General features: G+C 42.5%; 22 protein-coding genes. 8 read left to right on the top strand and 14 right to left on the bottom strand.

The window, feature by feature from the left end; genetic code table 11:
• Window positions 1-20: 20 nt before the first annotated feature.
• The 5 genes from panB to ACFOSV_RS03235 form a co-directional block, all read right to left on the bottom strand.
• The gene (gene panB, locus ACFOSV_RS03255; RefSeq protein WP_377903346.1) at window positions 21-842 is read right to left on the bottom strand and encodes a 3-methyl-2-oxobutanoate hydroxymethyltransferase; all 822 of its coding nucleotides are present in this window, start codon (window positions 840-842) and stop codon (window positions 21-23) included.
• Window positions 843-847: 5 nt separating this feature from the next.
• A complete protein-coding gene (locus tag ACFOSV_RS03250) occupies window positions 848-1,339 on the bottom strand; it encodes a phosphoribosyltransferase family protein (RefSeq protein ID WP_377903344.1) in 492 nt (163 codons plus the stop codon).
• 65 nt (window positions 1,340-1,404) lie between these two features.
• On the bottom strand, window positions 1,405-2,328 hold the full coding sequence (rsgA, locus tag ACFOSV_RS03245; RefSeq protein WP_377903342.1) for a ribosome small subunit-dependent GTPase A: 924 nt from the start codon (window positions 2,326-2,328) through the stop codon (window positions 1,405-1,407).
• Window positions 2,325-3,494: a 3-deoxy-D-manno-octulosonic acid transferase gene (locus ACFOSV_RS03240; RefSeq protein WP_377903340.1), complete on the bottom strand. Its 1,170-nt coding sequence runs from the start codon at window positions 3,492-3,494 to the stop codon at window positions 2,325-2,327. Before ACFOSV_RS03240 ends, rsgA begins: the two co-directional genes overlap by 4 nt.
• On the bottom strand, window positions 3,439-3,705 hold the full coding sequence (locus ACFOSV_RS03235) for a hypothetical protein (RefSeq protein ID WP_377903338.1): 267 nt from the start codon (window positions 3,703-3,705) through the stop codon (window positions 3,439-3,441). Before ACFOSV_RS03235 ends, ACFOSV_RS03240 begins: the two co-directional genes overlap by 56 nt.
• Before the next feature lie 44 nt (window positions 3,706-3,749).
• Between ACFOSV_RS03235 and ACFOSV_RS03230 the strand changes: the two genes are divergently transcribed.
• The 3 genes from ACFOSV_RS03230 to ACFOSV_RS03220 are packed head-to-tail and all read left to right on the top strand — an operon-like array spanning window position 3,750 to window position 5,611.
• Window positions 3,750-4,235, top strand: a complete 486-nt coding sequence (locus ACFOSV_RS03230) for a low molecular weight protein-tyrosine-phosphatase (RefSeq protein WP_377903336.1) — start codon at window positions 3,750-3,752, stop codon at window positions 4,233-4,235.
• Window positions 4,228-5,103, top strand: a complete 876-nt coding sequence (locus ACFOSV_RS03225) for a fructosamine kinase family protein (protein ID WP_377903334.1) — start codon at window positions 4,228-4,230, stop codon at window positions 5,101-5,103. The genes ACFOSV_RS03230 and ACFOSV_RS03225 overlap by 8 nt, the downstream gene beginning before the upstream one ends.
• Window position 5,104: 1 nt before the next feature.
• Complete coding sequence (locus ACFOSV_RS03220) at window positions 5,105-5,611, top strand: GNAT family N-acetyltransferase (RefSeq protein ID WP_377903332.1); 507 nt, start codon at window positions 5,105-5,107, stop codon at window positions 5,609-5,611.
• Here ACFOSV_RS03220 and ACFOSV_RS03215 read toward each other — a convergent pair.
• Entirely contained in the window at window positions 5,608-6,723 is a 1,116-nt protein-coding gene (locus ACFOSV_RS03215) for a Gfo/Idh/MocA family protein (RefSeq protein ID WP_377903330.1), read from the bottom strand. The genes ACFOSV_RS03220 and ACFOSV_RS03215 overlap by 4 nt on opposite strands.
• Before the next feature lie 67 nt (window positions 6,724-6,790).
• Window positions 6,791-8,062, bottom strand: coding sequence for an aspartate kinase (locus ACFOSV_RS03210; RefSeq protein ID WP_377903328.1), 1,272 nt, complete (start codon window positions 8,060-8,062; stop codon window positions 6,791-6,793).
• Window positions 8,063-8,119: 57 nt separating this feature from the next.
• On the opposite strand from ACFOSV_RS03210, the gene fbp reads away from it, so the two are divergent.
• Together fbp and ACFOSV_RS03200 are read left to right on the top strand one after the other, a co-directional pair.
• Window positions 8,120-9,157 (top strand): class 1 fructose-bisphosphatase, encoded by a 1,038-nt coding sequence (gene fbp / locus ACFOSV_RS03205; protein WP_377903326.1) that lies wholly within the window; start codon window positions 8,120-8,122, stop codon window positions 9,155-9,157.
• Between the two features lie 72 nt (window positions 9,158-9,229).
• Window positions 9,230-10,393 (top strand): PQQ-dependent sugar dehydrogenase, encoded by a 1,164-nt coding sequence (locus ACFOSV_RS03200; protein WP_377903324.1) that lies wholly within the window; start codon window positions 9,230-9,232, stop codon window positions 10,391-10,393.
• A 57-nt stretch (window positions 10,394-10,450) separates the two neighbouring features.
• On the opposite strand, the gene ACFOSV_RS03195 is transcribed toward ACFOSV_RS03200, so the two are convergent.
• From ACFOSV_RS03195 to ACFOSV_RS03185, 3 genes are all read right to left on the bottom strand, one after another.
• Entirely contained in the window at window positions 10,451-11,515 is a 1,065-nt protein-coding gene (locus ACFOSV_RS03195; protein ID WP_377903323.1) for an NAD(P)H-dependent glycerol-3-phosphate dehydrogenase, read from the bottom strand.
• Window positions 11,490-13,190, bottom strand: a complete 1,701-nt coding sequence (locus tag ACFOSV_RS03190) for a 1-acyl-sn-glycerol-3-phosphate acyltransferase (RefSeq protein WP_377903322.1) — start codon at window positions 13,188-13,190, stop codon at window positions 11,490-11,492. The genes ACFOSV_RS03195 and ACFOSV_RS03190 overlap by 26 nt, the downstream gene beginning before the upstream one ends.
• An 82-nt stretch (window positions 13,191-13,272) precedes the next feature.
• Window positions 13,273-13,752, bottom strand: coding sequence for a DUF4199 domain-containing protein (locus tag ACFOSV_RS03185; protein ID WP_377903321.1), 480 nt, complete (start codon window positions 13,750-13,752; stop codon window positions 13,273-13,275).
• 156 nt (window positions 13,753-13,908) lie between these two features.
• Between ACFOSV_RS03185 and ACFOSV_RS03180 the strand changes: the two genes are divergently transcribed.
• Window positions 13,909-14,883, top strand: a complete 975-nt coding sequence (locus ACFOSV_RS03180) for a polyprenyl synthetase family protein (protein ID WP_377903320.1) — start codon at window positions 13,909-13,911, stop codon at window positions 14,881-14,883.
• Window positions 14,884-14,914: 31 nt separating this feature from the next.
• Here ACFOSV_RS03180 and thrC read toward each other — a convergent pair whose 3' ends face one another.
• The 3 genes from thrC to thrA are packed head-to-tail and all read right to left on the bottom strand — an operon-like array spanning window position 14,915 to window position 19,607.
• Window positions 14,915-16,213 (bottom strand): threonine synthase, encoded by a 1,299-nt coding sequence (thrC, locus tag ACFOSV_RS03175; RefSeq protein ID WP_377903319.1) that lies wholly within the window; start codon window positions 16,211-16,213, stop codon window positions 14,915-14,917.
• A gap of 11 nt (window positions 16,214-16,224) precedes the next feature.
• Entirely contained in the window at window positions 16,225-17,157 is a 933-nt protein-coding gene (locus ACFOSV_RS03170; RefSeq protein WP_377903317.1) for a homoserine kinase, read from the bottom strand.
• Window positions 17,157-19,607 carry a bifunctional aspartate kinase/homoserine dehydrogenase I gene (gene thrA, locus ACFOSV_RS03165; RefSeq protein WP_377903315.1) on the bottom strand — a complete coding sequence of 817 codons (2,451 nt, stop codon included), beginning with the start codon at window positions 19,605-19,607 and terminating at the stop codon, window positions 17,157-17,159. The genes ACFOSV_RS03170 and thrA overlap by 1 nt, the downstream gene beginning before the upstream one ends.
• A gap of 97 nt (window positions 19,608-19,704) precedes the next feature.
• On the opposite strand from thrA, the gene ACFOSV_RS03160 reads away from it, so the two are divergent.
• Together ACFOSV_RS03160 and ACFOSV_RS03155 are read left to right on the top strand one after the other, a co-directional pair.
• Complete coding sequence (locus ACFOSV_RS03160) at window positions 19,705-19,890, top strand: hypothetical protein (protein WP_377903313.1); 186 nt, start codon at window positions 19,705-19,707, stop codon at window positions 19,888-19,890.
• Window positions 19,891-19,982: 92 nt separating this feature from the next.
• The gene (locus tag ACFOSV_RS03155) at window positions 19,983-20,402 is read left to right on the top strand and encodes an META domain-containing protein (RefSeq protein ID WP_377903311.1); all 420 of its coding nucleotides are present in this window, start codon (window positions 19,983-19,985) and stop codon (window positions 20,400-20,402) included.
• On the opposite strand, the gene ACFOSV_RS03150 is transcribed toward ACFOSV_RS03155, so the two are convergent.
• Entirely contained in the window at window positions 20,403-20,852 is a 450-nt protein-coding gene (locus tag ACFOSV_RS03150) for a hypothetical protein (protein ID WP_377903309.1), read from the bottom strand. It abuts the gene before it with no gap.
• Window positions 20,853-20,856 lie beyond the last annotated feature (4 nt).

Here is a 20,856-nt window from a genome sequence, read left to right as displayed (position 1 = left end):
TTTTCTTATTTTATACAAAATCAATAACTCTCTGACTCATTCGGGAAGTCTTGACTTTTTACATCCCTGATATATTCCGTGAAAGCATCAGTCATTATTTTCTGTAAATCGGCATACTGACGTAAAAACCTCGGCTTAAACTCCTGAGTGATGCCGAGCATATCATGCATCACCAATACCTGCCCGTCAACTCCTCCACCTGCACCGATGCCGATGACAGGAATGTTTACCGTCTCTGCCACTTTCTTAGCCAGACTAGCAGGAATTTTTTCCAACACGATGGCAAAACAGCCACATTGCTCCAAAATCTTAGCATCCTCTATAAGTTTCGCAGCCTCGGCCTCTTCCTTCGCTCGCACTGTGTACGTCCCAAACTTATAAATAGATTGTGGGGTCAAGCCCAAGTGCCCCATAACAGGTACTCCAGCACTTAAAATTCGGATTACAGATTCTTTTATTTCTGCTCCTCCTTCCACTTTTACAGCATGTGCGCCGGATTCTTTCATGATCCGGATTGCGGAGCGCAAAGCTTCAGAACTGTTGCCTTGATAATTACCAAAAGGAATATCCACGACAATAAATGATCGCTTCACTGCCCTCACAACTGCCGAAGCGTGATATATCATTTGATCCAAGGTGATAGGCAAGGTGGTCTCATGTCCAGCCATTACGTTGGATGCAGAATCGCCAACTAGAACAATGTCGATTCCAGCAGCGTCTACGATTTTTGCCATGGAATAATCATAGGCTGTCAACATGGATATTTTTTCACCCCGATCTTTCATCTCTTGAAGGATGTGAGTGGTGATTCGCTTGATATTCGCGGAGGAATGGACTGACATAAATTTTATCGCAAGTGTACAGAATATTGATCCTGAGAAAGATCTACTAGAATATGCTCATTTAGAGTGGTGGATAACTCGTATCCTGTATAATCCGGCTTGAGTGGATACTTACCATGACTGCGATTAACCAAAACGGCAATCTCTATTTTGGTCACTTCGGTATCTAAAAAGGGGTGCAGGGCATACGCCAAGGTTTTTCCAGTATTTAAAACGTCGTCTACTAGTATAGCTGTCTTTCCCTTCAAATCTGGATTGGTGGAGAACTTAACCTTGGAAGTGGTGATATCAGATTTATCTAACAAAATTTCCATTTGATCTACACTGAGCGGTGAAATCTCACGGAGTTCTTTCACCAAAAGTGAAGCTAAAATTGCGCCCATGCCAGAAACTCCGGCGATTACGATTCCATCGGATTTGACATTCCGCTCGTAGATTTCATAGGACATTCGCGTGATTTTTTTACAAATCTGCGCATGAGTCAAAACTTCAATCATGTGTCATTTTGCTTTTGAATAGGGAAATTAGGCCAATTCTTCTTGCTTTCAAAATAAGGCTCCTCTTATCGATGGCTATCTTCTTCATTTAAAATATTCAGGTAACTCTGGTATCGGTATGGATGGATATATCCCTCTTCTAGTTTTTCCAAAATGACACAGCCTGGCTCATTGATGTGCTTACAATTATTGTATTTGCACTCACCCAAATAGGCTCTCATCTCGGGAAAATAATGTGACAGCTCCTGTTCTTCTATATCCAGAATCCCAAATTCCTTAATACCCGGCGTATCGATCAGACTTCCAGAATAGTCCAAATGAAACATCTCTGCAAAGGTCGTGGTATGCAGTCCCTTAGTCGTAAAAGTAGAAACTTCCTGAGTAGCCTGCCCTGCTTCCGAAATCAAGGCATTGAGCAAAGTAGACTTCCCTACTCCGGAATGGCCCGCAATCAGTGTGGTATGATTTTCCAGAAGCGGTTTAAAAAACTCTGAAAGATTTTTCTCCAAAAGTGCCGAAATTTCGACTACCTGATATCCCAATGGCTCATATATCTCATGAATATCCGTAAGCCATTCGGCTTCATTCTCCCCATCCATTAGGTCCATTTTATTTACCACAAGAATCCCCGGGATTCTAAAACTTTCTATGCTCACCAAAAAGCGATCAATAAAACCCAGTGAAGTCCTTGGGGTTTTCATGGTAATGACCAACATCGCCTGATCAATATTACTGGCTATGATGTGAGAAAAATGTTGCTTTCGGGTGGACTTTCGAATCACATAATTTTCTCGAGGTAGGATTTTAGAAATGACTGCTGTTTCCTGATTTTCTTCTGGGATCAATTCTACCCAATCTCCAACAGCGATCGGATTCGTGAGCTTCAAATCTGCCTGTTTAAATTTTCCTTTCAAGCGAGCCGAAATAAGTTTATCTCCCAAATCCACCTCGTACCAACTCCCCGTTGACTTGATCACTCTTCCTTTCATGATTTCTCTAAAATTAAATCCACCTCATCACATATTTTTTTAGCTGCGCCTAAATTCTCTCGAAGCCAATTTTCCGCTGACCTGGAGGCCTTTTGATAACTATCCTCGGTCGAAAGTTTATTGAAAATCAACTCTAGATCTTCCGCTGTTTCAATTTCAAACCCGCAGCCTTTTTCTTGGCTTAACTTTGCCTCTGGAAATTTAGTAGCGAGCCTCACCTTACCAAATATCACAGGAACCTTGAACCCAATAGGCTCCAAGATATTATGCAGACCACTGCCAAAACCACCTCCCACATAGGCGATATGGGCATATTGATAAACGGAGGATAGCATTCCCATGGTGTCCAAAAAGAGGACATTGGGAGAATCATTCCAACCAGCTTGAGTATAAAAGCCGACACGGAGTTTCATTTTTTTCGCCCATTCCCGCATCTTCTCTTGATTCAAATCATGCGGGGCAATTATCCATCGATATTCAGAATGACTGTTGATCAATGGAATCAAGCGAATCATATCTTCCTCCCAAACCGATCCCAAAACCACTGCCTTTCTATCGCTGATCCACGTCTCTATTTGAGGAAATTTTTGTGGATTCGTAGCATTTTGATGCACTCGATCAAAGCGGGTATCTCCAGTGATACTTGCATTTTCGTATCCGATACCAGCTAGCAAATTTAAACTCGCTTCATTTTGGGTGAAAATATGATCCAGCTGAAAAAGAATCTTGCGGAAGAAGCCATTTGACTTGAAATAAGCTTGCTTTGGTCTGAAAAGTGCCGAGACCAGAAAGGTCGGTACATTTTGATTTTTCAAAGCTTGGATATGCTCATACCAAAGATCATACTTTACAAAAAACGCCAGAGATGGATCAAGAACCCTTACAAATTCGGTAGCATCTCCTTTCAGATCCAAAGGCAAATACGAGACAAAATCTACATTGGGCTGATCCTTCTTGCTCGCTGGCTCATATCCAGAGGGACTAAAAAAACTCACCACAAGTTTGGCATTAGGTTTCCGAGCCTTGAGCTCATTGATTATGGGTTTGGCTTGTTCGTATTCTCCAAGGGAAGCCACATGAAACCAAATTGGCTTCTCGGGATGCTTCTTTTTAAAACTCCTGAGACGATTCATCAAGTCCTTTCTCCCTGAAATGAATTTTCCCATTTTTGAGTTGAAAGGAGCCAAGACCGGAAGCAGCAAGCTTACCAAGGACATTCCAATCCGATACAGCATTTTCATCTCCCAAAAGTAGCATTATTGAGCCATTCTTCTCTAGCAGAAAAGTATTCGGAAGATTAAGAGGGAGTTTTTCGAAGAAAAATTCCATTATCTGAAAGGATCGAGTGATTTTGAATTCAAAAATCACTAATTTCATAGCCTTTTCATTTTCATAAAATTGAAGGTAAGTGCTGTGATTTCATGATTAAAGTTCTATTTGTTTGTTTAGGAAATATTTGCCGGTCTCCTCTTGCTGAGGCGCTTTTTAAAGTTAAAATCCAAGAGGAGGGTTTTGATAAAAAATTCTCAGCTGATAGTGCTGGTACTTCAGACTATCATATCGGTGAGCTTCCAGATGAGCGCACGATCGCATGTGCCAAAAGGCACAAAATTGCTATCCAACATAGAGGTCGTCAGGTCAATCGAAGAGATTTCCGCGACTTTGATTATATCATCGCTATGGATGAGCAAAACCTAAAGAATCTTAACCTTATGAAGGAAAAGTTTGGCTTTCCCGATAAGGAGATTTTTCTGATGCGCAGCTTTCAGGACAATCCAGAGAGCCTTTCCGTTCCAGACCCATACTACGGAGGTCTGGATGGATTTGAAAATGTGTATCAAATCCTGGATGAGTCCATTGAAGGATTTTTGGCTCAAATAAAGGAGACCCATTCTCAACATGCTTGATCAGAATGAGATATATGAGCAGGTACTCCATCAGTGGATCGGCCCGTTTGTAAGTCTTAGATCTGCATCTCTGATTGCCGCTGGCAATCACAACCAAGGTATCCGGCTAAGTTCGTCTGAAGGTGATTTTTTTCTCAAAATAAATTTCGATCATGAGCGTGACATCCTCCAAAAAGAGGCCGAGGGACTAGATATGCTTCGCAAGGCAACCTTCTTGAAAGTACCTCAGGTTTTTGGAGCTGGACGAATCGGGGATTATAACTATCTGCTCTCTGAATTTATTCCCTCGGGCCGCTATCAGTTGGATTATTGGGAAAATCTGGGGCTCGGATTGGCTCACCTTCACTTGAGTTCTGCCAGCTCTTTCGGTTTGGAAAGTGATAATTTCATTGCGACACTTCATCAGCGAAACCGAGAAGAAGATACCTGGATCGACTTCTTTATAGAGCAGCGACTGGAACCTCTTTTGGGCAAAGCCTATTTTGATCGGTTGATTCCATTGGACTTTTTGAAAGAGTTTCAAACAATCTACCCATCCATTGAAGGTATTTTTCCTAAGGAAAAACCAGCTTTGGTACATGGTGACTTATGGTCTGGAAATGTAATCAGCACCAAGGACGGCCAACCCTGCCTGATTGATCCCGCAGTTTATTATGGCCATCGGGAAATGGATTTGGCTTTCAGCAGGCTCTTTGGAGGATTTGATTCAAAATTTTATGAAGCTTACGAGTCTGTGCTACCCCTCGAACCTGGTTTTGAAACCCGAATGGGAATTTATAACCTCTATCCTCTCCTCGTACACCTCAACCTTTTTGGATCTGCTTACTTACCCGGAATCGAGCGAATAGTCAAACGTTTCGTCAAATAAAATGGTAACGATTCGCCCTGCTAATTCATCAGACTTAAAGGATATTCTTGATATCAATAATCATGAAATCCTCCACTCCACTATCAATTATGACTTTGTGCCAAAAACTCTACAAGAACAGAATTTGTGGTTTGAGGAGAAAGTGAAGCAGGGGTTTCCGGTTTTGGTAGCTCTTACTGAGCAAAAAGTGGTTGGATTTGCTACTTATGGCACTTTTCGACCCAAACCTGGTTACAGATTCACGGTAGAGCATTCGGTGTATCTAGAGCAAAATCATCGCGGAAAGGGAATCGGTACCGCACTCTTGCAGGAGCTCATTAATCTTGCAAAAAAGGCAGGAATCCATGTCATGGTTGGAGGTATTGACAGCTCAAACTACGGAAGCTACCTTTTTCACCAAAAACTTGGCTTTCAGGAAATCGGAAGATTTAAAGAGGTCGGCCACAAATTTGACCGCTGGCTAGACATTATCTTCATGCAGCTTATTTTAGAGGAGAAGATCCCCTAAACCAAACTCACTTTTTCCCCAGTTTTGACGGCTTTAAAAACGGCATCAATGATCACCATATCTTTTAGACCCTCTTCTCCATCTACGGGAACTTTTGGAGCTTTATTTTCGAAAATTAATTTCGCCATTTCGTCCATTTGGGTGGTCTGATGCATCACATGTTCAGCGACGAGAGGACCTTGGTCCGTTCTACCTTCTATGGGACCGTAGCCCGTTGAGGGTTGCATCTCCGCAAACCCCTTGGTACCATTCAGATAAAATTTATCCAAGTTATTCATGCTGTAAGTGGATAGACAAGACGCTACAGCTCCACTCGGAAAGCCCATTTGAAAGGTGATTGTCTCGTCAATTCCATCTCTAAATTTTTCAGGGTTGTTTTTTACCTCTTGAGCTGTGACCCAGATCGGCTCCTCACCAAGCATGTATCTCGCTCCATTAATCGAATAAATCCCTATATCCATCATTGCTCCTCCTCCTGAGAGCTTGGGGTCCAATCGCCACTGGGTAGGATCTCCTATCACAAAACCACTCAATCCCTGAAAAAACAACGGTTTTCCAAACTCACCAGCCTCCCGCATTCGGACCACTTCTAGAGTTTTGGCTTCAAAGTGCATTCGGTAACCAATCAATAAATGAACTCCCGCTTCCCGGCATGCATCCACCATTTCTTTCCCCTCTTTAGCATTGATAGCCATTGGCTTTTCGCAAATCACATGCTTACCGGCCTTGGCTACCCGAATCGATTGTTCAGCGTGCAATGCATTTGGAGTAATAACATAGACCGCATCGATGGCTGGATTATTTTTGATTGCATCAAAATTCCCATAGTCATAGCAGTTTTCAGCAGGGATATTATATTTTTCTCTCCAGGCTACTACCTTTTCAGGGCTTCCAGATATCAAACCTACAAGCTTGGCTCGCGTGCAAGATTCCATAGCCTTCGCCACACGAGTACCGTACGATCCAAGCCCCATGATCGCCACATTCAATACTCGATCCTCCATGAGTTTTTGCGGGGCCGAGTTCATGGCAGAGAGAGTTTCTATTCCAGAAATACTTATTCCTAATGTAGCTGCACCGGCTTTACCTAAAAATTGTCTTCGTGAGTTCATGGTTTTAAAAGGTTAGAGTTCGCTAGGAAGTTAAAAAAAATACCGCAAACCCTTTCTTTCAAACCTCCTATTCTGCTCGCTTTTTCCTGACAGCCTGAAATGTGTTTCTCGTCTGCTGCTCCAAATACAATTCGTATTCTTCCAGCAGCTCTGAGTCTATTTCCTGAACATTCAATACTGTCAGTAGCTCCAAGTCTTCGTTAAAACGTACTTCAAAAAAGGGTTTGAGTGCGGTAATTAACTGCTCGAGCTTAAATAACTCAGAATCTATCACAATCGAAATACTGATTGCAGCTGTCTGAAGCATATTCACTTTCAACTTTAACCTTTGAAGCACTTCATAGACTTGATGAATGTGTTTTTCTTCAATGAAAGTGAAATCCTTCACCGCAAAGCTGACCAGTATTTGATTTCTTTTTAATACGTAGGTGGGAATAGAATGATGCTGAGCGAGTCCATGAATTTTGGTTCCTGCAGCCTCTGGCTCGACAAAAGATCGGACAAAAAGAGGGATTCCTGCATTTGCCAAAGGCTTTATCGTCTTGGGATGAATGACCGAGGCACCGTAAAAAGTCATTTCTGCAGCCTGCTTGTAATCCAATTCCTCAAAAAGTGTAGCATTCGGAAAAATCTTGGGATCAGCATTAAGTACACCAGGAACATCCTTCCAAATTGTTACCGAAGCCGCATTGAGACTTACACCAAGAATAGCTGCTGAAAAATCCGAGCCTTCTCGGCCTAGCGTAGTCATTCGATTTTGAGGATCAGCTCCTATGAAACCCTGCGTCAGAACCGGGAACCTATCCAATAAAGGAACTAAGTAGGTTTGAGCATTTTTTTTGGTCAATTCCCAGTCAATTTTGGCAAATCGAAACTCGCTATTGGTACGGATAATCTCTCTGGCATCCTGCCAAACTACTGGGCTACCTTGTTCACAGAGATACTCCATGACGATCCTAGAGGATAGCAACTCCCCAAATCCGATAACCTGATCGTAAAAACAATCATAATTTTCCCGATTGAGCTCTTTAGTAAGCTCCTGCTCTAGCTGTCTAATCAGGTTTTTCACTTGTGCATAAACGGCATGCCCCTCCTCAAAAAGCTTGGAACAAATCTCCAAATGAAAGCTCTCAAGAATTGTAATATTCCTAGAATAATCTTTCCCTTCGAATTTATGAAGTAAGATTTCCTCAAGGGCATTGGTGGTTTTCCCCATAGCCGACACCACGATTATCGGATTTTTTCGCAATCGATTACGCAAAATATCAGCTAAGTTTTTAACTGCATCAGCATCTTTTACAGATGCCCCTCCAAATTTGTACACAAGTGTTTTTGCCATGGAAAATATTCCCTAATTTTCGAAAGTATAAACCCAATAATTGCATTTTTCTAAGAAATGAAAATCTCCCCTTACCAGCCCGATCAGTCAGGAATGGCTTATTCTGTCGGCACTACTCTTGATCGATTTATCAATCTCAAACAAAATGACTTCCCCTTTGCCTCTGGCGAACTTTCACAGCTGCTCCGCGATATCGCCCTGGCAGCAAAGATAGTAAACCGCGAAACCAATCGAGCAGGCCTAGCTAACATAGGTGGTGCCTTCGGACAAACCAATGTGCAAGGTGAAGAGCAACAAAAACTTGATGTCATTGCCAACATCCGATTCATGCGAGCTTTAAGTAAAGGTGGTGAAGTATGTGCCATCGTTTCTGAGGAAGAAGATGCCGTTATCGACCTCCAAAATAATTCCGGTAAATACGTAGTGGCTATCGACCCCTTAGACGGGAGTTCAAATATTGATGTAAATATCAGTATTGGAACTATATTTTCGATTTATCGGAGAAAAACTCCACTGGGTCAGCCAATCCAAAGTGAAGATATTATGCAGCCAGGTAAAGACCAAGTAGCCGCTGGTTATGTGCTCTATGGGTCATCCACTATGCTCGTGTATACGACAGGATTTGGAGTAAATGGTTTTACATATGAAAACTCTCTTGGTGAATTCTTCCTCTCACACCCAAATATCCAAGCCCCTAAAAAAGGAGGGATTTACTCTATAAATGAAGGCCTTCAAAATGAATGGGAACAAAGCGTCAAAAATTATGTGGATCACTGCAAGGATCAGAGATACGCAGCACGATACATTGGCTCCTTGGTAGCTGATTTTCATAGAAATCTACTCAAAGGAGGTATCTATATTTACCCCGCCACCACCAAAAACCCTAGCGGAAAATTGCGATTACTCTATGAAGCAAATGCTTTAGCATTTATCGCTGAGCAGGCTGGTGCTGTAGCCACCAATGGGCAAAAATCCATTCTTGACTTGAGCCCAAACATTCTACATCAACGCACTCCATTGATCATTGGCTCCGAGAGGATGGTGGAGGATTATCTAAAAATTACAAAACAAGAGGAGCCATCATATCCTTCCTAATTGCCATTCGGCAAAATCAATTATTTGCTTTCAAAAAAGTTGGGTAAATTTGACAAACTTAATCTTATTGATATGAATGTTAATTTCCGATATTTCTCCCTTGCCCTATTGTTAGGAGTAGGATTTTGGGGAACAGCTTGCGAGCAAAAATCCGGGATCGTAGTAGAGCCTATTGATGAAACCTATGCCATCCAGACAGAAAAACTACTGATCAACGTAGATACACTCTATACGGAGCTAGAAAATCCTTGGGGGATAGCTTGGATCGGAGACGGTAAAATGCTGATCACTGAGCGAAAAGGTGAAATTCTGATCTTTCAAGACGATGAATATACTGGGCAAAAAGTTACTGGACTTCCGGAAGTTTGGGAGGTAAACCAAGCTGGATTGCTTGATATCACCCCGCACCCTGACTATGCGAATAACGGGTGGATCTACATCGCCTATGCTAAGGGTATGCCTGATAGCACCGCTGCCACGACTATCATGCGCTTTAAACTAGAAGGCAACGCTGCGGTGCAACAAGAGGAACTTATCGTAGCTGGACCGGCATGGAAAGGCGGCAGACACTTCGGTAGTAGAATTGTATTTGATAAGGACAATTACCTTTATTTCTCAAATGGAGATAAAGGAAATATTCCTGAAAATGCACAGGACTTGACTAATTCTCATGGAAAAATCCATAGGATACATGATGATGGAAGAATTCCTGCAGACAACCCATTCGTGGAGGTGGAAGGTGCAGTACCATCTATTTGGACCTATGGAAACAGAAACCCGCAAGGAATGGTGTACGATGCAGTCAATGATAGAGTGTGGGAAACCGAGCATGGACCTATGGGTGGAGATGAATTGAATCTAATCGAAAAAGGCAAAAATTACGGTTGGCCAGTGATCACTTACGGTCAAAATTACAATGGCACACCGATCACTGACATCACCGAAAAAGAAGGAATGGAACAGCCGGTTACTTACTATGTGCCATCTATTGCTACAGCAGGTATGACCTTGGTCACTTCAGATAGATACCCAGCTTGGAAAGGTGATATTCTTATTGGAGCTTTGGCCAAAATGCATATCAACAGAGTGGACATGAGTGGTACTGAGGCTCTTGGCCAAGAGATCATGCTTCAAGATATTGGACGAGTAAGAGAAGTAGCTGAAAGCCCAGATGGCTATATCTATGCAGTAACTGAAGGTACCGGACTATTAGTGAAGCTGATTCCAATCAGATAATACAACCCTTATAAATACATCAAAAAAGGCTCTGAATTAATTCAGAGCCTTTTTTTGTTAAACAAAATCGACATCCACACTAAAGGGATACTTCATTAAAAATTGAAGAGCATCACCGATGGGTAAATCTTCAAAAAGTACTTTATAGAGATTCTCCGTGATAGGCGCTCTGAGTTCTGAAGACTCAAGAAACGCTTTAATAATCTGCACAGTATTAATCCCCTCGGCTACCTCCTCCATGTCGTTCACTATTTCGGTAAGGGTTTCACCTTTGGCTAGTCTGTATCCCACAGTGTAATTTCTCGAGTGCACCGAATTACAAGTGGTAACCAAGTCACCAATACCGGCCAAGCCAATCACGGACTTAATACTCCCTCCTAGGGCATTCCCGAGATGAATCATTTCGACCATCCCTCGAGAAATTAATAATCCCTTCGCATTCTCTCCCAAACCGAGTCCTGCCAATGCCCCTGCTGCTATAGCAATTATATTTTTGAGGACCCCGCTAAGTTCTACTCCGATGATATCAGAATTGCCATAAACTTGGAATTTATCGCTTCGCAAAAGTCGCTGTCCCTCCAATATCACCTCGTTGAATTTACTCGCAACGACCGTAGCTGCAGGTTGACCTTGCCGTAGCTCTTTTGATAAATTGGGTCCAGCTAAGCATCCGATCCGAACCACCACCGTTTCCTCCAGTATCACCTCGCTCATGGTCATGATTTGCGATCGTTTCATCCTATGGACTGTATTCAAATCTGTTCCTGCAGGCAGATTCAGACAGAGTCCTTTGGTACCATGGATGATCACATGATATGGGAATAAAAAAGGCGCAAAACTTCTTGTAACCTCCTGAAAACCATAAGATGGAATCATAAAGAACAGGAGATCACAGGCCTCACAAAGTTCCTTTGGCTCCAAGGTCGCACTAATATTTTTAGGAATCTCCTTCCCATTAAGCGTATGACTAGAGTTGATCTCATGCACAGTAGACTCTTTACGAGCATAGATGATTACCCTTTCTTTTTTTGCAAGCATCAGGGCTACAGCAGCCCCAAAACTCCCAGCCCCGACAACTCCGATCGGCTTGGAATCACTATTTGAAAAGCTTTTCGAGTCCATACCCTGTTAGTCTATTGTGATAAAAATAAAGCAAACTCATGTCTTCAGTAATCAAATTGTCATCTTGACCTTTGAGCAGCGGTCTTTTGGCATGATACATACCCACATTTTTGAGGCCATCATCGATTAGCTCATCCATGGGCAATGACATATGTGGAGCCGTATTGATCATGCCATGGCTCTTTAGATTCAGAATTTCATCCAAAACCATTTGACATGCAGACTTAAACTCATCATATGGTATATGAATCTCCTCTTCTGGAAGTCTGATCAAGTCAAATAAATCCAGCTTTTTATTCTTCTTTTGGATTAACTCAAAAGCAGTAAATGCTACCAGATGGGAACTAAAAACACGATTTATCTTATGAAATTCTTCTACAATCCGTAGGCCTAGTCGATTGGTATATTCCTCTTCCCGCTGCTGATCTTCGGATATTTTACCATCCGAGACAAAATAATCACGAGTGTGGATGACTCTTCCTTTCTTATCTAGGCTTCGTCCATTTTCATCAACAAAGTTCCCTAGAACATCCATAGCTCTTCCGATTGACACGGATATATCCGAACCCTTGGTAAAGAACTTTACAAGGAACTTAGAAATTTTGTATGAAGTGGAAAACTCATCATTTTCTTTGTAATACCTCTCTTGACCCGTGATGCTAAGATGATCTCGAATGAGACTGGGCGCCTCAAGAACGAAGTGATAATTGATCGTCACCGGAACGACAAAAACCTTTCCTGAAACATCAAATTTTCCGTTTTGGTAGTTGGTTCTCTGAGCTTCAATCGCAGTACTAAGAAGTCCAAGCTTAAGTCTTTTCTCAATTTTACCACTACGAGAGCGAGTTCCTCCTGGGAAAAAGAGAGAATGGCAGCCAAACTGAATAGCTTCTTTGGAATACGTTTTAAGGGTCTCCAAATAAAGCAAATTCTTCTTTCGACGATCCACTTTGTAGGCCCCCAGAGCATTCATGAAATAGGCGAAAATGGAGATGTTGAAAAGGTTCAAACCCGCACCATAAATGAATGGAGGAAGTCCTAAAACGGAAATAATCCACCCAATGAGAATGCTATCCAAATTACTGAAATGGGTCGGAACCATGACAATCGTTCCCTTGGTAGCCAAATCGCGAAGTTGATCTGTTTCGCCAGTGATCTGGATTTTGTCCTGAAGGGTGTATTGATTGGAAAAAATGGATTTAAATCCCTTCACTCGCGCAGCATTAAGCAGACGGGAAAACCCGTAAGTCACCATGCTCCGCGTAAACTTATAATGCGTAGCCTTGAAGTTACTCGCGATCTCTTCAGAATACCGTTTACTGATTCGGTTCAGTATTTTTTTATATTCCTCAAACTTTTTCCCAGGTTCCAACTTGGGACCTGTGCTGAGTAGAAGCAAAGAAGATTTCACCTCTCGCCAAAAATCTGCCTCATCATCCGGATCGACAGCCCAAGGATTTTGTTTGATCCTTAGCTTCTCCCGATAGAGCGTGGTTTCAAGTTCTTCCTTTAGAATCTCAGGATCATCCCCCGTACTTTTCAATACACGCTTTTCGGATTCATCAGCCACCTTCTTGACGAATTCCTTCCTTTCACGCGCTAGTTTCACCACAGGCCATTCGGCCTGCTTGGGTAAAATGGGCTCGTACTTATGCTTTACATATTTTTGTTCCAAAAGAGTCGCTTTTCATCAACATAGCAAAGATAACCAAATTGAATTCTCCTGTTCAATTTACCACTTGCCATGGAGACAAGTTCTAGGACTTTGATCTCACAAAAAATGCTACTACGGCAGAAGTCACGATTCCCATAACCAGAGCCCCTAGCGATGCTTGTATGATATAACTTTGTAAGTTAAAGGTACTTTCGGCCTGCTCCTGTGTAGCATTTCCCGACTCCACTGCGTAGGCAATTACATTGGAAAAATAATCAGGAGTAATGATCTCTGAAATAATATATTGAGTCAAGGGACTCAGGATCGTGACTACAATGGTCACAATCACCCCACTTATAAAGGCTTCCTTATAAGAAATTTGACCTTGGTAGAAATTTTTCTTTTTATCTCGTAGGGCAAAGACATACAAAGCGATGGCCACTATGGCGAAAAGATTGGTGTACGTCGCATGATCTGCAATGTGCTCATCATGCCAGCCAAGGGATTTTTCTAAAACCATCCATGCGAGTGTGGAAATGGCGAAAATCACCCCCCATTTAATTTCAATAGCTCTATTTTTCATATTGGTTCTGGGTTCGTTTGTTTATCTTAAACTGTCGTTTATACAAATTAAGAATTTTTGTAGAACGATAATCATTTTTAGGGGTTTTGACCTTGAATGAACCTTTTCTCTTGTCCACTAGCGAAAGGGTATTATTTTTACACGAGCAAATTCCTGATGAAGACAGACTTAAAGCAAATCCAATCTCCCATTCAAGCCGAAATGATTGAGTTCGAACTCAAGTTTCGTGACTTGATGAAAAGCAAGGTGAAATTGCTGGATCACATCATGAATTACATCGTGAAGCGCAAGGGCAAGCAGATGCGCCCCATGTTTGTGTTTCTTTCAGCCGGTTTGAGCGGTACCATCAATGACTCCACTTACAGAGGTGCTGCCCTCATCGAATTACTTCACACTGCCACACTGGTCCATGATGACGTCGTGGATGATGCGAATTACCGTCGCGGGTTTTTCTCCGTCAATGCACTCTGGAAAAATAAAATCGCAGTTTTGGTTGGAGATTTTCTCCTGTCTAAGGGCCTTCTCCTCAGTGTAGAGAATGACGACTTTCACTTGCTCAAGATTGTCTCCAATGCCGTCAAAGAAATGTCTGAAGGTGAACTCTTGCAGATTGCAAAGGCTAGAAAACTCGACATTACAGAAGAGGTATATTATAAAATCATTCGCCAAAAGACTGCAAGTTTGATGGCCGCCTGTTGTGCAGTAGGCGCTTCAAGTACTGAAAGTAACCCAGAAACTATCTCCAAAATGAGAGAGTTTGGTGAAAAGGTGGGAATGGCTTTTCAGATAAAAGACGATCTTTTTGACTATGGTGAGGAGGAAATCGGTAAGCCAGTCGGAATCGATATCAAGGAAAAAAAGATGACCCTCCCACTGATTTTTGCTTTGCAGAAAGCGGATTGGTTCGAAAAGCGCAGAATCATCAATCTAATCCGTAATAAAAGCGAGAATAAAAAAGCCGTGAACGAGGTGATCGGTTTTGTGAAAAATAGTGGAGGTCTCGAATACGCTAAAGAAGCGATGAATCGATTCTACGAGGAAGCCATGGGAATCCTGAGAGAATTCCCTGATTCGGAATATAAAACTTCCCTTCAGTCTCTAGTCACATATAGCATTGAGCGAAAAAAATGATTTTTTGATCGAAAGGTTCGGCTCAAGCTGATCACTCCAATTCTTTCAAAAACGTCTTAAATTCCTCGAAATCATTATTCATTGGGGTCACTTTCTTTTGCCCTTCTAAAAAGGCTGCCAAGCGATCCGGCAAAACCAAATCTTCACCCAAGGCTTCTTCTACCACATCCCTGAATTTGCCTGGATGAGCAGTTTCCAAAAAAACACCTGTAAATCCTGGATTCGATTTCATAAAGTCCTTCAATCCCAAATAACCCACTGCTCCATGCGGATCTAAGACATAACCTTTTTCTCGTACGCTTCGAATCGCTTCTTTGGTCTCATCATCCGAATAAAACCCTCCGCTCACATGAGCTTTTAGGCTATCCTCATCAAAATTATAGAGTGCCAAAAGCCTAGGAAAATTACTCGGGTTTCCCACATCCATGCTATTGGAGACCGTCTGAACAGATGGCTTCGGAGTAAAAACATCTCCCTTCAAAAAATCCGGAACCACTTTATTCGCATTGGTAGCCGCCACAAAATGCTTGATCGGCAGCCCCATTCTTTGCGCCAAAATACCAGCCGCTAAATTCCCGAAATTCCCACTTGGAACGGCAAAAACTACTTCCTTTCCATTTTTGGGAAGGCGGGAAAAGGCATAGAAATAGTACAAACACTGAGGAATCCAGCGGGCAATATTGATCGAATTGGCAGAGGTAAGCAAAAGTTTAGAGTTCAATTCCGAATCCAAAAAAGCCTGTTTAACCAACTTCTGGCAATCGTCAAAAACACCCTCAACTTCAAGAGAAATGATGTTTTGACCTAGCGTAGTAAATTGCTTTTCTTGAAGCGCGCTCACTTTACCCTTCGGGAAAAGAATAACTACTTCAACACCCTCAACTCCCAGAAATCCATTGGCAACAGCACTCCCAGTATCTCCGGAAGTAGCTACTAAAACTCGAACTTTCTTATCTGACTTTGCCATGAGCATACTCATCAGTTTCGAGCAAAAACGTGCTCCAAAATCCTTGAATGCAAGGGTAGGCCCATGGAACAACTCTAAGCTGTACACATCTTGCTCCACCTTCACAATCGGAGCATCAAAAGCAAGCGTATGATCTACAAGTTCTTTTATCTGTGCAGTACTTAAATCATCGGAAAAAATCGCCCCAATCACCCCATAACCAATTTCTCTAAAAGACAGATCGGGCAAACTTTCCAAAAAATCACTGGATAACTTGGGGATTTCGAAGGGAAAATAAAGCCCCTGATCAGGCGCCAAACCCTTGACGACCGCTTGGGTTAGCTCAACTTGGTGAGTTGGATCATTTGTACTAAAGAATCGCATAGTCTCAGATTTTAAGATTGGATTAGGCCCCCGCCTTGGGTATTAATTTTGGAGAAATACATGTCCAAGCCCAGCCCCAATTGATCATAAATTTTCTTCGCTTCGCTGCCAAATTTCTCGTGCAAATGCGCCCCTTTAGATAAAACAAAAAGGGTTGGACCAGAACCTGAAATCCCCATTCCAAGAGCACCTGCTCGAAGCATAGCTGATTTCACTGTTTCAAACCCAGGCAAAAGACTGGCGCGATAAGGCTCCGCGATCACATCTTTCAGTGAGCGTGAAATCAATTCAAAATCAGACTGAAATAGGCCGGCAATTAATCCAGCAACATTTCCAGATTGGGTAATCGCATCTTTGAGCGGAATCCTTTCGCGAAGAACGCTTCTAGAATCAGAAGTATTGAGCTGATAATGTGGATGTAAAAGCGTACAGCAAAGCCCTTCAGGTACTGGCAGCTTGATCACATCCGGTGGGAAATAATCTCGAATCAAAACAAAGCCACCCAATAAACTCGGAGCAACATTATCTGCATGAGCGGCTCCACACGCGGCTTTTTCTGCCACAATCGCGAAAGGAAGCAGATCCTTTTTATCAAAAGGGTTTCCCAACAACTCATTTGCTGCCACCAAAGCGGCTACCGCACTGGCCGCACTTGATCCCATTCCGGAGCCAAGAGGTAGCCCTTTTTCCAGATAAATATCAAATCCTTGCTTCGAGCCCATGGCATCAAGCATAGCCTGAATGGCGATGGAACAAGTGTTTTTGTCTTCCTCAAGGGGGAGTTTTCCCCCGTCACCCTTGATTGATTTCACCGTGAGACCGGGACTCTCTTTAGCCACTAGCTCCACTGTATCGCCAAGAGAATCCAGAGCGAAACCTAAAATATCAAACCCACAAGAGACGTTGGCGACTGTTGCTGGCGCAAAGGCTTTGACTCTTTTCATTATTCTCGAGTATAGTTTCCAATTCGAATTACATCAGCAAATACTCCAGCCGCAGTCACGTCAGCTCCAGCTCCCGGACCACGAATGATCATCGGGAAATCATGATATCGCTCCGTGGTTAATAGAATCATATTGTCACTACCCTTTAGGCTACTGAAAGGATGTGATTCTGGCAATGAATTTAAACCCACTTTGGCTTTCCCATTTTCGAGAGTAGCCATAAAGCGCAGTCTTTCTCCCTTCTCTTTGGCCTTAGCAAGTAGTTCTGCAAATTCTTTGTCATGTCCTTTGAGCTTTTCAAAGAATTCATCTACAGATTTGGCGTCTTGGCAATCCGCTGGAACCATGCTTTGTACTTCAATCGCATCAAACTCCAGTTCCTGCTCGGCCTCTCTTCCTAAGATCAAAATCTTCCGGGCAACGTCCATCCCGCTCAAGTCATCCCGAGGATCTGGCTCCGTATAACCTTTCAGTTTGGCTTGCTTCACTACCTCAGAAAACGGAGCTCCACTTTCTAATTCGGAGAAAATATAATTCATCGATCCGCTTAAAACAGCCTCGATTCTGATCACATTATCTCCGCTGAGCATCAAATCCTGCAAGGTGCTGATCACTGGCAAGCCAGCAGCCACATTGGTTTCATAGAGAAATTTTACGCCCCGCTTTTTGGCTAGACCCTTCAGTTTTTTGTAGATCTCAAGGGAAGATGAATTAGCCTTTTTATTCGGTGTGACGATCGCCACCTTAGCCTGAAGAATTCGCTCGTAAGCATCTGCCACACTTTGCGAAGCAGTACAATCCACGAGCACAGAGTTGGAAAAGTTCATTTCCTCCATTTGCTTCACAAATTTCTCCAGATCCATTTTGGCATCTGTTTCACTCAGCTCATAAGGATTGGCCAGATCAAAGCCATCCTCGTGAAATGCCATAAAGCGACTATTTGCCAAGCCATGAACCTGAATATCCAGTTCCGATGCCTTGTGTAGCTTTTCTTGTCTTCGATGGATCATTCCGAGGAGAGTTTTCCCGATGAGTCCAGTTCCAATTAAGAAAACGTGCAAAACCTTATTTTCAGAAAGGAAAAAGGCCTCATGGAGGGCATTGAGTGCTTTTTGCAAATCTTGGTGAGAAATCACGGCAGAAATATTTAACTCAGAACTCCCCTGAGCAATTGCCGCCACATTGATATTATTTCTTCCCAAAGCACGGAACATTCGACCTGAAGCACCCGGGTTATGCTTCATGTTTTCACCCACCACTGCGATAGTGGCAAGGTCATGCTGCACTTTGACTTCATTCATTTCACCAGATTTGATTTCATAGTGAAATTCTGCTTCAATCGCTTCTTTCGCGCCGATTGATTCATCAGACTTGATGGCCAAACAGATACTGTGCTCAGAAGAAGCCTGTGAAATCAACAAGATATTAACTTTGGCTTCCGCCAAGGCTTTGAAAACGCGGCTACTGGCGCCGATGGTTTCCATCAGTCCTGCACCCTCCACAGTAACCATGGAAATATTGGAAATCGAGCTAATGCCTTTGATCAGACTCTGCTTATTTTCATCTCCATTAATGAGGGTACCTGGATTATTTGGGTCAAACGTATTCTTGATGAAAATCGGAATGTTCCGCCGCATGGCTGGCTGCATGGTAGCAGGAAAAATAACTTTCGCACCAAAATGCGAGAGCTCCATGGCCTCATTATAGCTCAATTGAGGAATGGTAAACGCAGTATAAACCAATTTCGGGTCCGCAGTGAGTACCCCTGAGACATCTGTCCAAATCTCCAAATCCTCCGCCTGAAGTGCCGCTGCCAAAATCGCCGAAGTATAATCCGAACCAGATCGACCGAGGGTAGTGGTCTCTCCTTTTTCTGTAGAGGCCACAAATCCAGTGACTACTTTCATGCCATCGTGTTCTTTGAAAAACTTTTGGATGAGAGCATTGGTCACTTCAAAATCAACTTTAGCCTGGCCAAACCTACCGTTGGTTCGGATAATTTCACGAGCATCGACAAACTGTGATTTAATCCCTTGCCCTTGAAGTGCTTCTGCCAATATAAAAGTGGACAGACGCTCACCAAAACTCACCACATAATCCATGGTGCGCGGAGAACTTTCTTTAATCAGAAAAATCCCATGAAAAAGATCTTCCAACTCATTAAATCGAACCTTCACATAAGTCATCACCATGGATTGCTGATGGACTGGAATCAATTCTCTCACCAGATTCATATGTCTTTCTTCCAAGGTTTGAAGAAGAACTCGATACGTCTGATCACCTTTTTTGGCGAGTTCAGCGATACTGAAAAGATTTTCGGTCACTCCACCAAATGCAGAAAAAACGACTGCTACTTCGTGTGATTTGAGTTTGTCTCGAATGATATCAAAAACCTTCTGGATAGTTGATGAATTAGCGACGGAAGAACCTCCGAATTTTATAATTTTCATGAGAATAGAAATGAGATACTGTGATTGAGATTGGCCTATGGCCTTGGGGCGGGTATGAATTTAGCTATGACGGGATCAACCCGTAATACCCGTGGTCATGGTGTTCATCGTAAAAAACATCATACCCTTAGCTCCAAAAGAGCTAGTGGTGGTCAGAGGTACGAATGAAGAAAAAGTAGAAAAAACCATGATCTGGACTAATAACTCGACAAGTCTACTGAGATATTTTTATTATCCCAAACAAAACATTGCTAAAATGGGAAATCTTAAGGAGTTTCTTTGAAGATTATTCAATTACCCAAACTCAAAGGCTTACCCTTGAAACTCTTTGTCATTTGAATATTTATATTTAAACATAACTGAATTAATTCTAAAATGAGAGCACTCAAATCCACCTTTATCCTTGTAGCCTTCGTGCTACTTTCTAGCTGTAACCCTTTAAAATCTCTTAATCCACTCAGTCTTTTGACTGGGAATACTTGGGAGTTGGCATCATTACTTGGGAAAAACCTAGACCTCAGCCAATTTGCTGCCGGCATTCCATCCTTAAATTTTCTTGAAGAAGGAAAACTCACTGGCTTCAGCGGATGTAATAATTTCAATGGAAGTTTTGCCCTAGAAGGGACCAGCTTGAACCTAGACCCAGGAGCCATGACTAGAAAAGCCTGTCCTGGAAGTGGGGAACAAAACTTTATTTCAGCCCTTGGAAAAGTAAGTAATTTGAAAGTCGACAAGGATAAGCTAACCCTACTAAATGGAGCTAGCGAATTAATGACTTTGATTCCGAAAAAATAACTAGAGTACTTGCAGGATTCGGTGGGGTTTACCCATAAACTGAACCGAATCCCCAATTTTCTTACCTAGCAGACTTTGTCCAAGTGGAGATTCTTTGCTCAATAAAAAAACCCTATCCTCTCCTACCTTCACTTCACCTAGGCTTACAGAGAGTAGAAACCATTTTTCACCAAGTTGGATCATACTTCCTTCTCGAACTTCCTTGTTGGGCTTGAGTTCAGCGAAAAAGGACAAAGCTTGTATTTGAGATTTGACCTGATTCAAACTTGCCTCTACTTTGGCTAATTCTTGACCGATCATTTCTCGGCCTGTCTCAAATTTATCTCCTGCACTACTTTTTGTGTCCGCAGCCTTACTCTCCTGAAGACGTTGGATTTCTTCTTGGAGCAAAGTCATTCGGTCTCCAAGCTGCGCAAGGATCTGATCAAACAGATTTTTCTTCGAAAGCATCTGA

It is taken from the genome of Algoriphagus namhaensis, from assembly GCF_042649705.1.
In the GTDB taxonomy this organism is placed as follows: domain Bacteria; phylum Bacteroidota; class Bacteroidia; order Cytophagales; family Cyclobacteriaceae; genus Algoriphagus; species Algoriphagus namhaensis.
The sequence above is the reverse complement of the archived record's forward strand: the minus strand, read 5'-3'. Positions and strand labels throughout refer to the sequence as shown.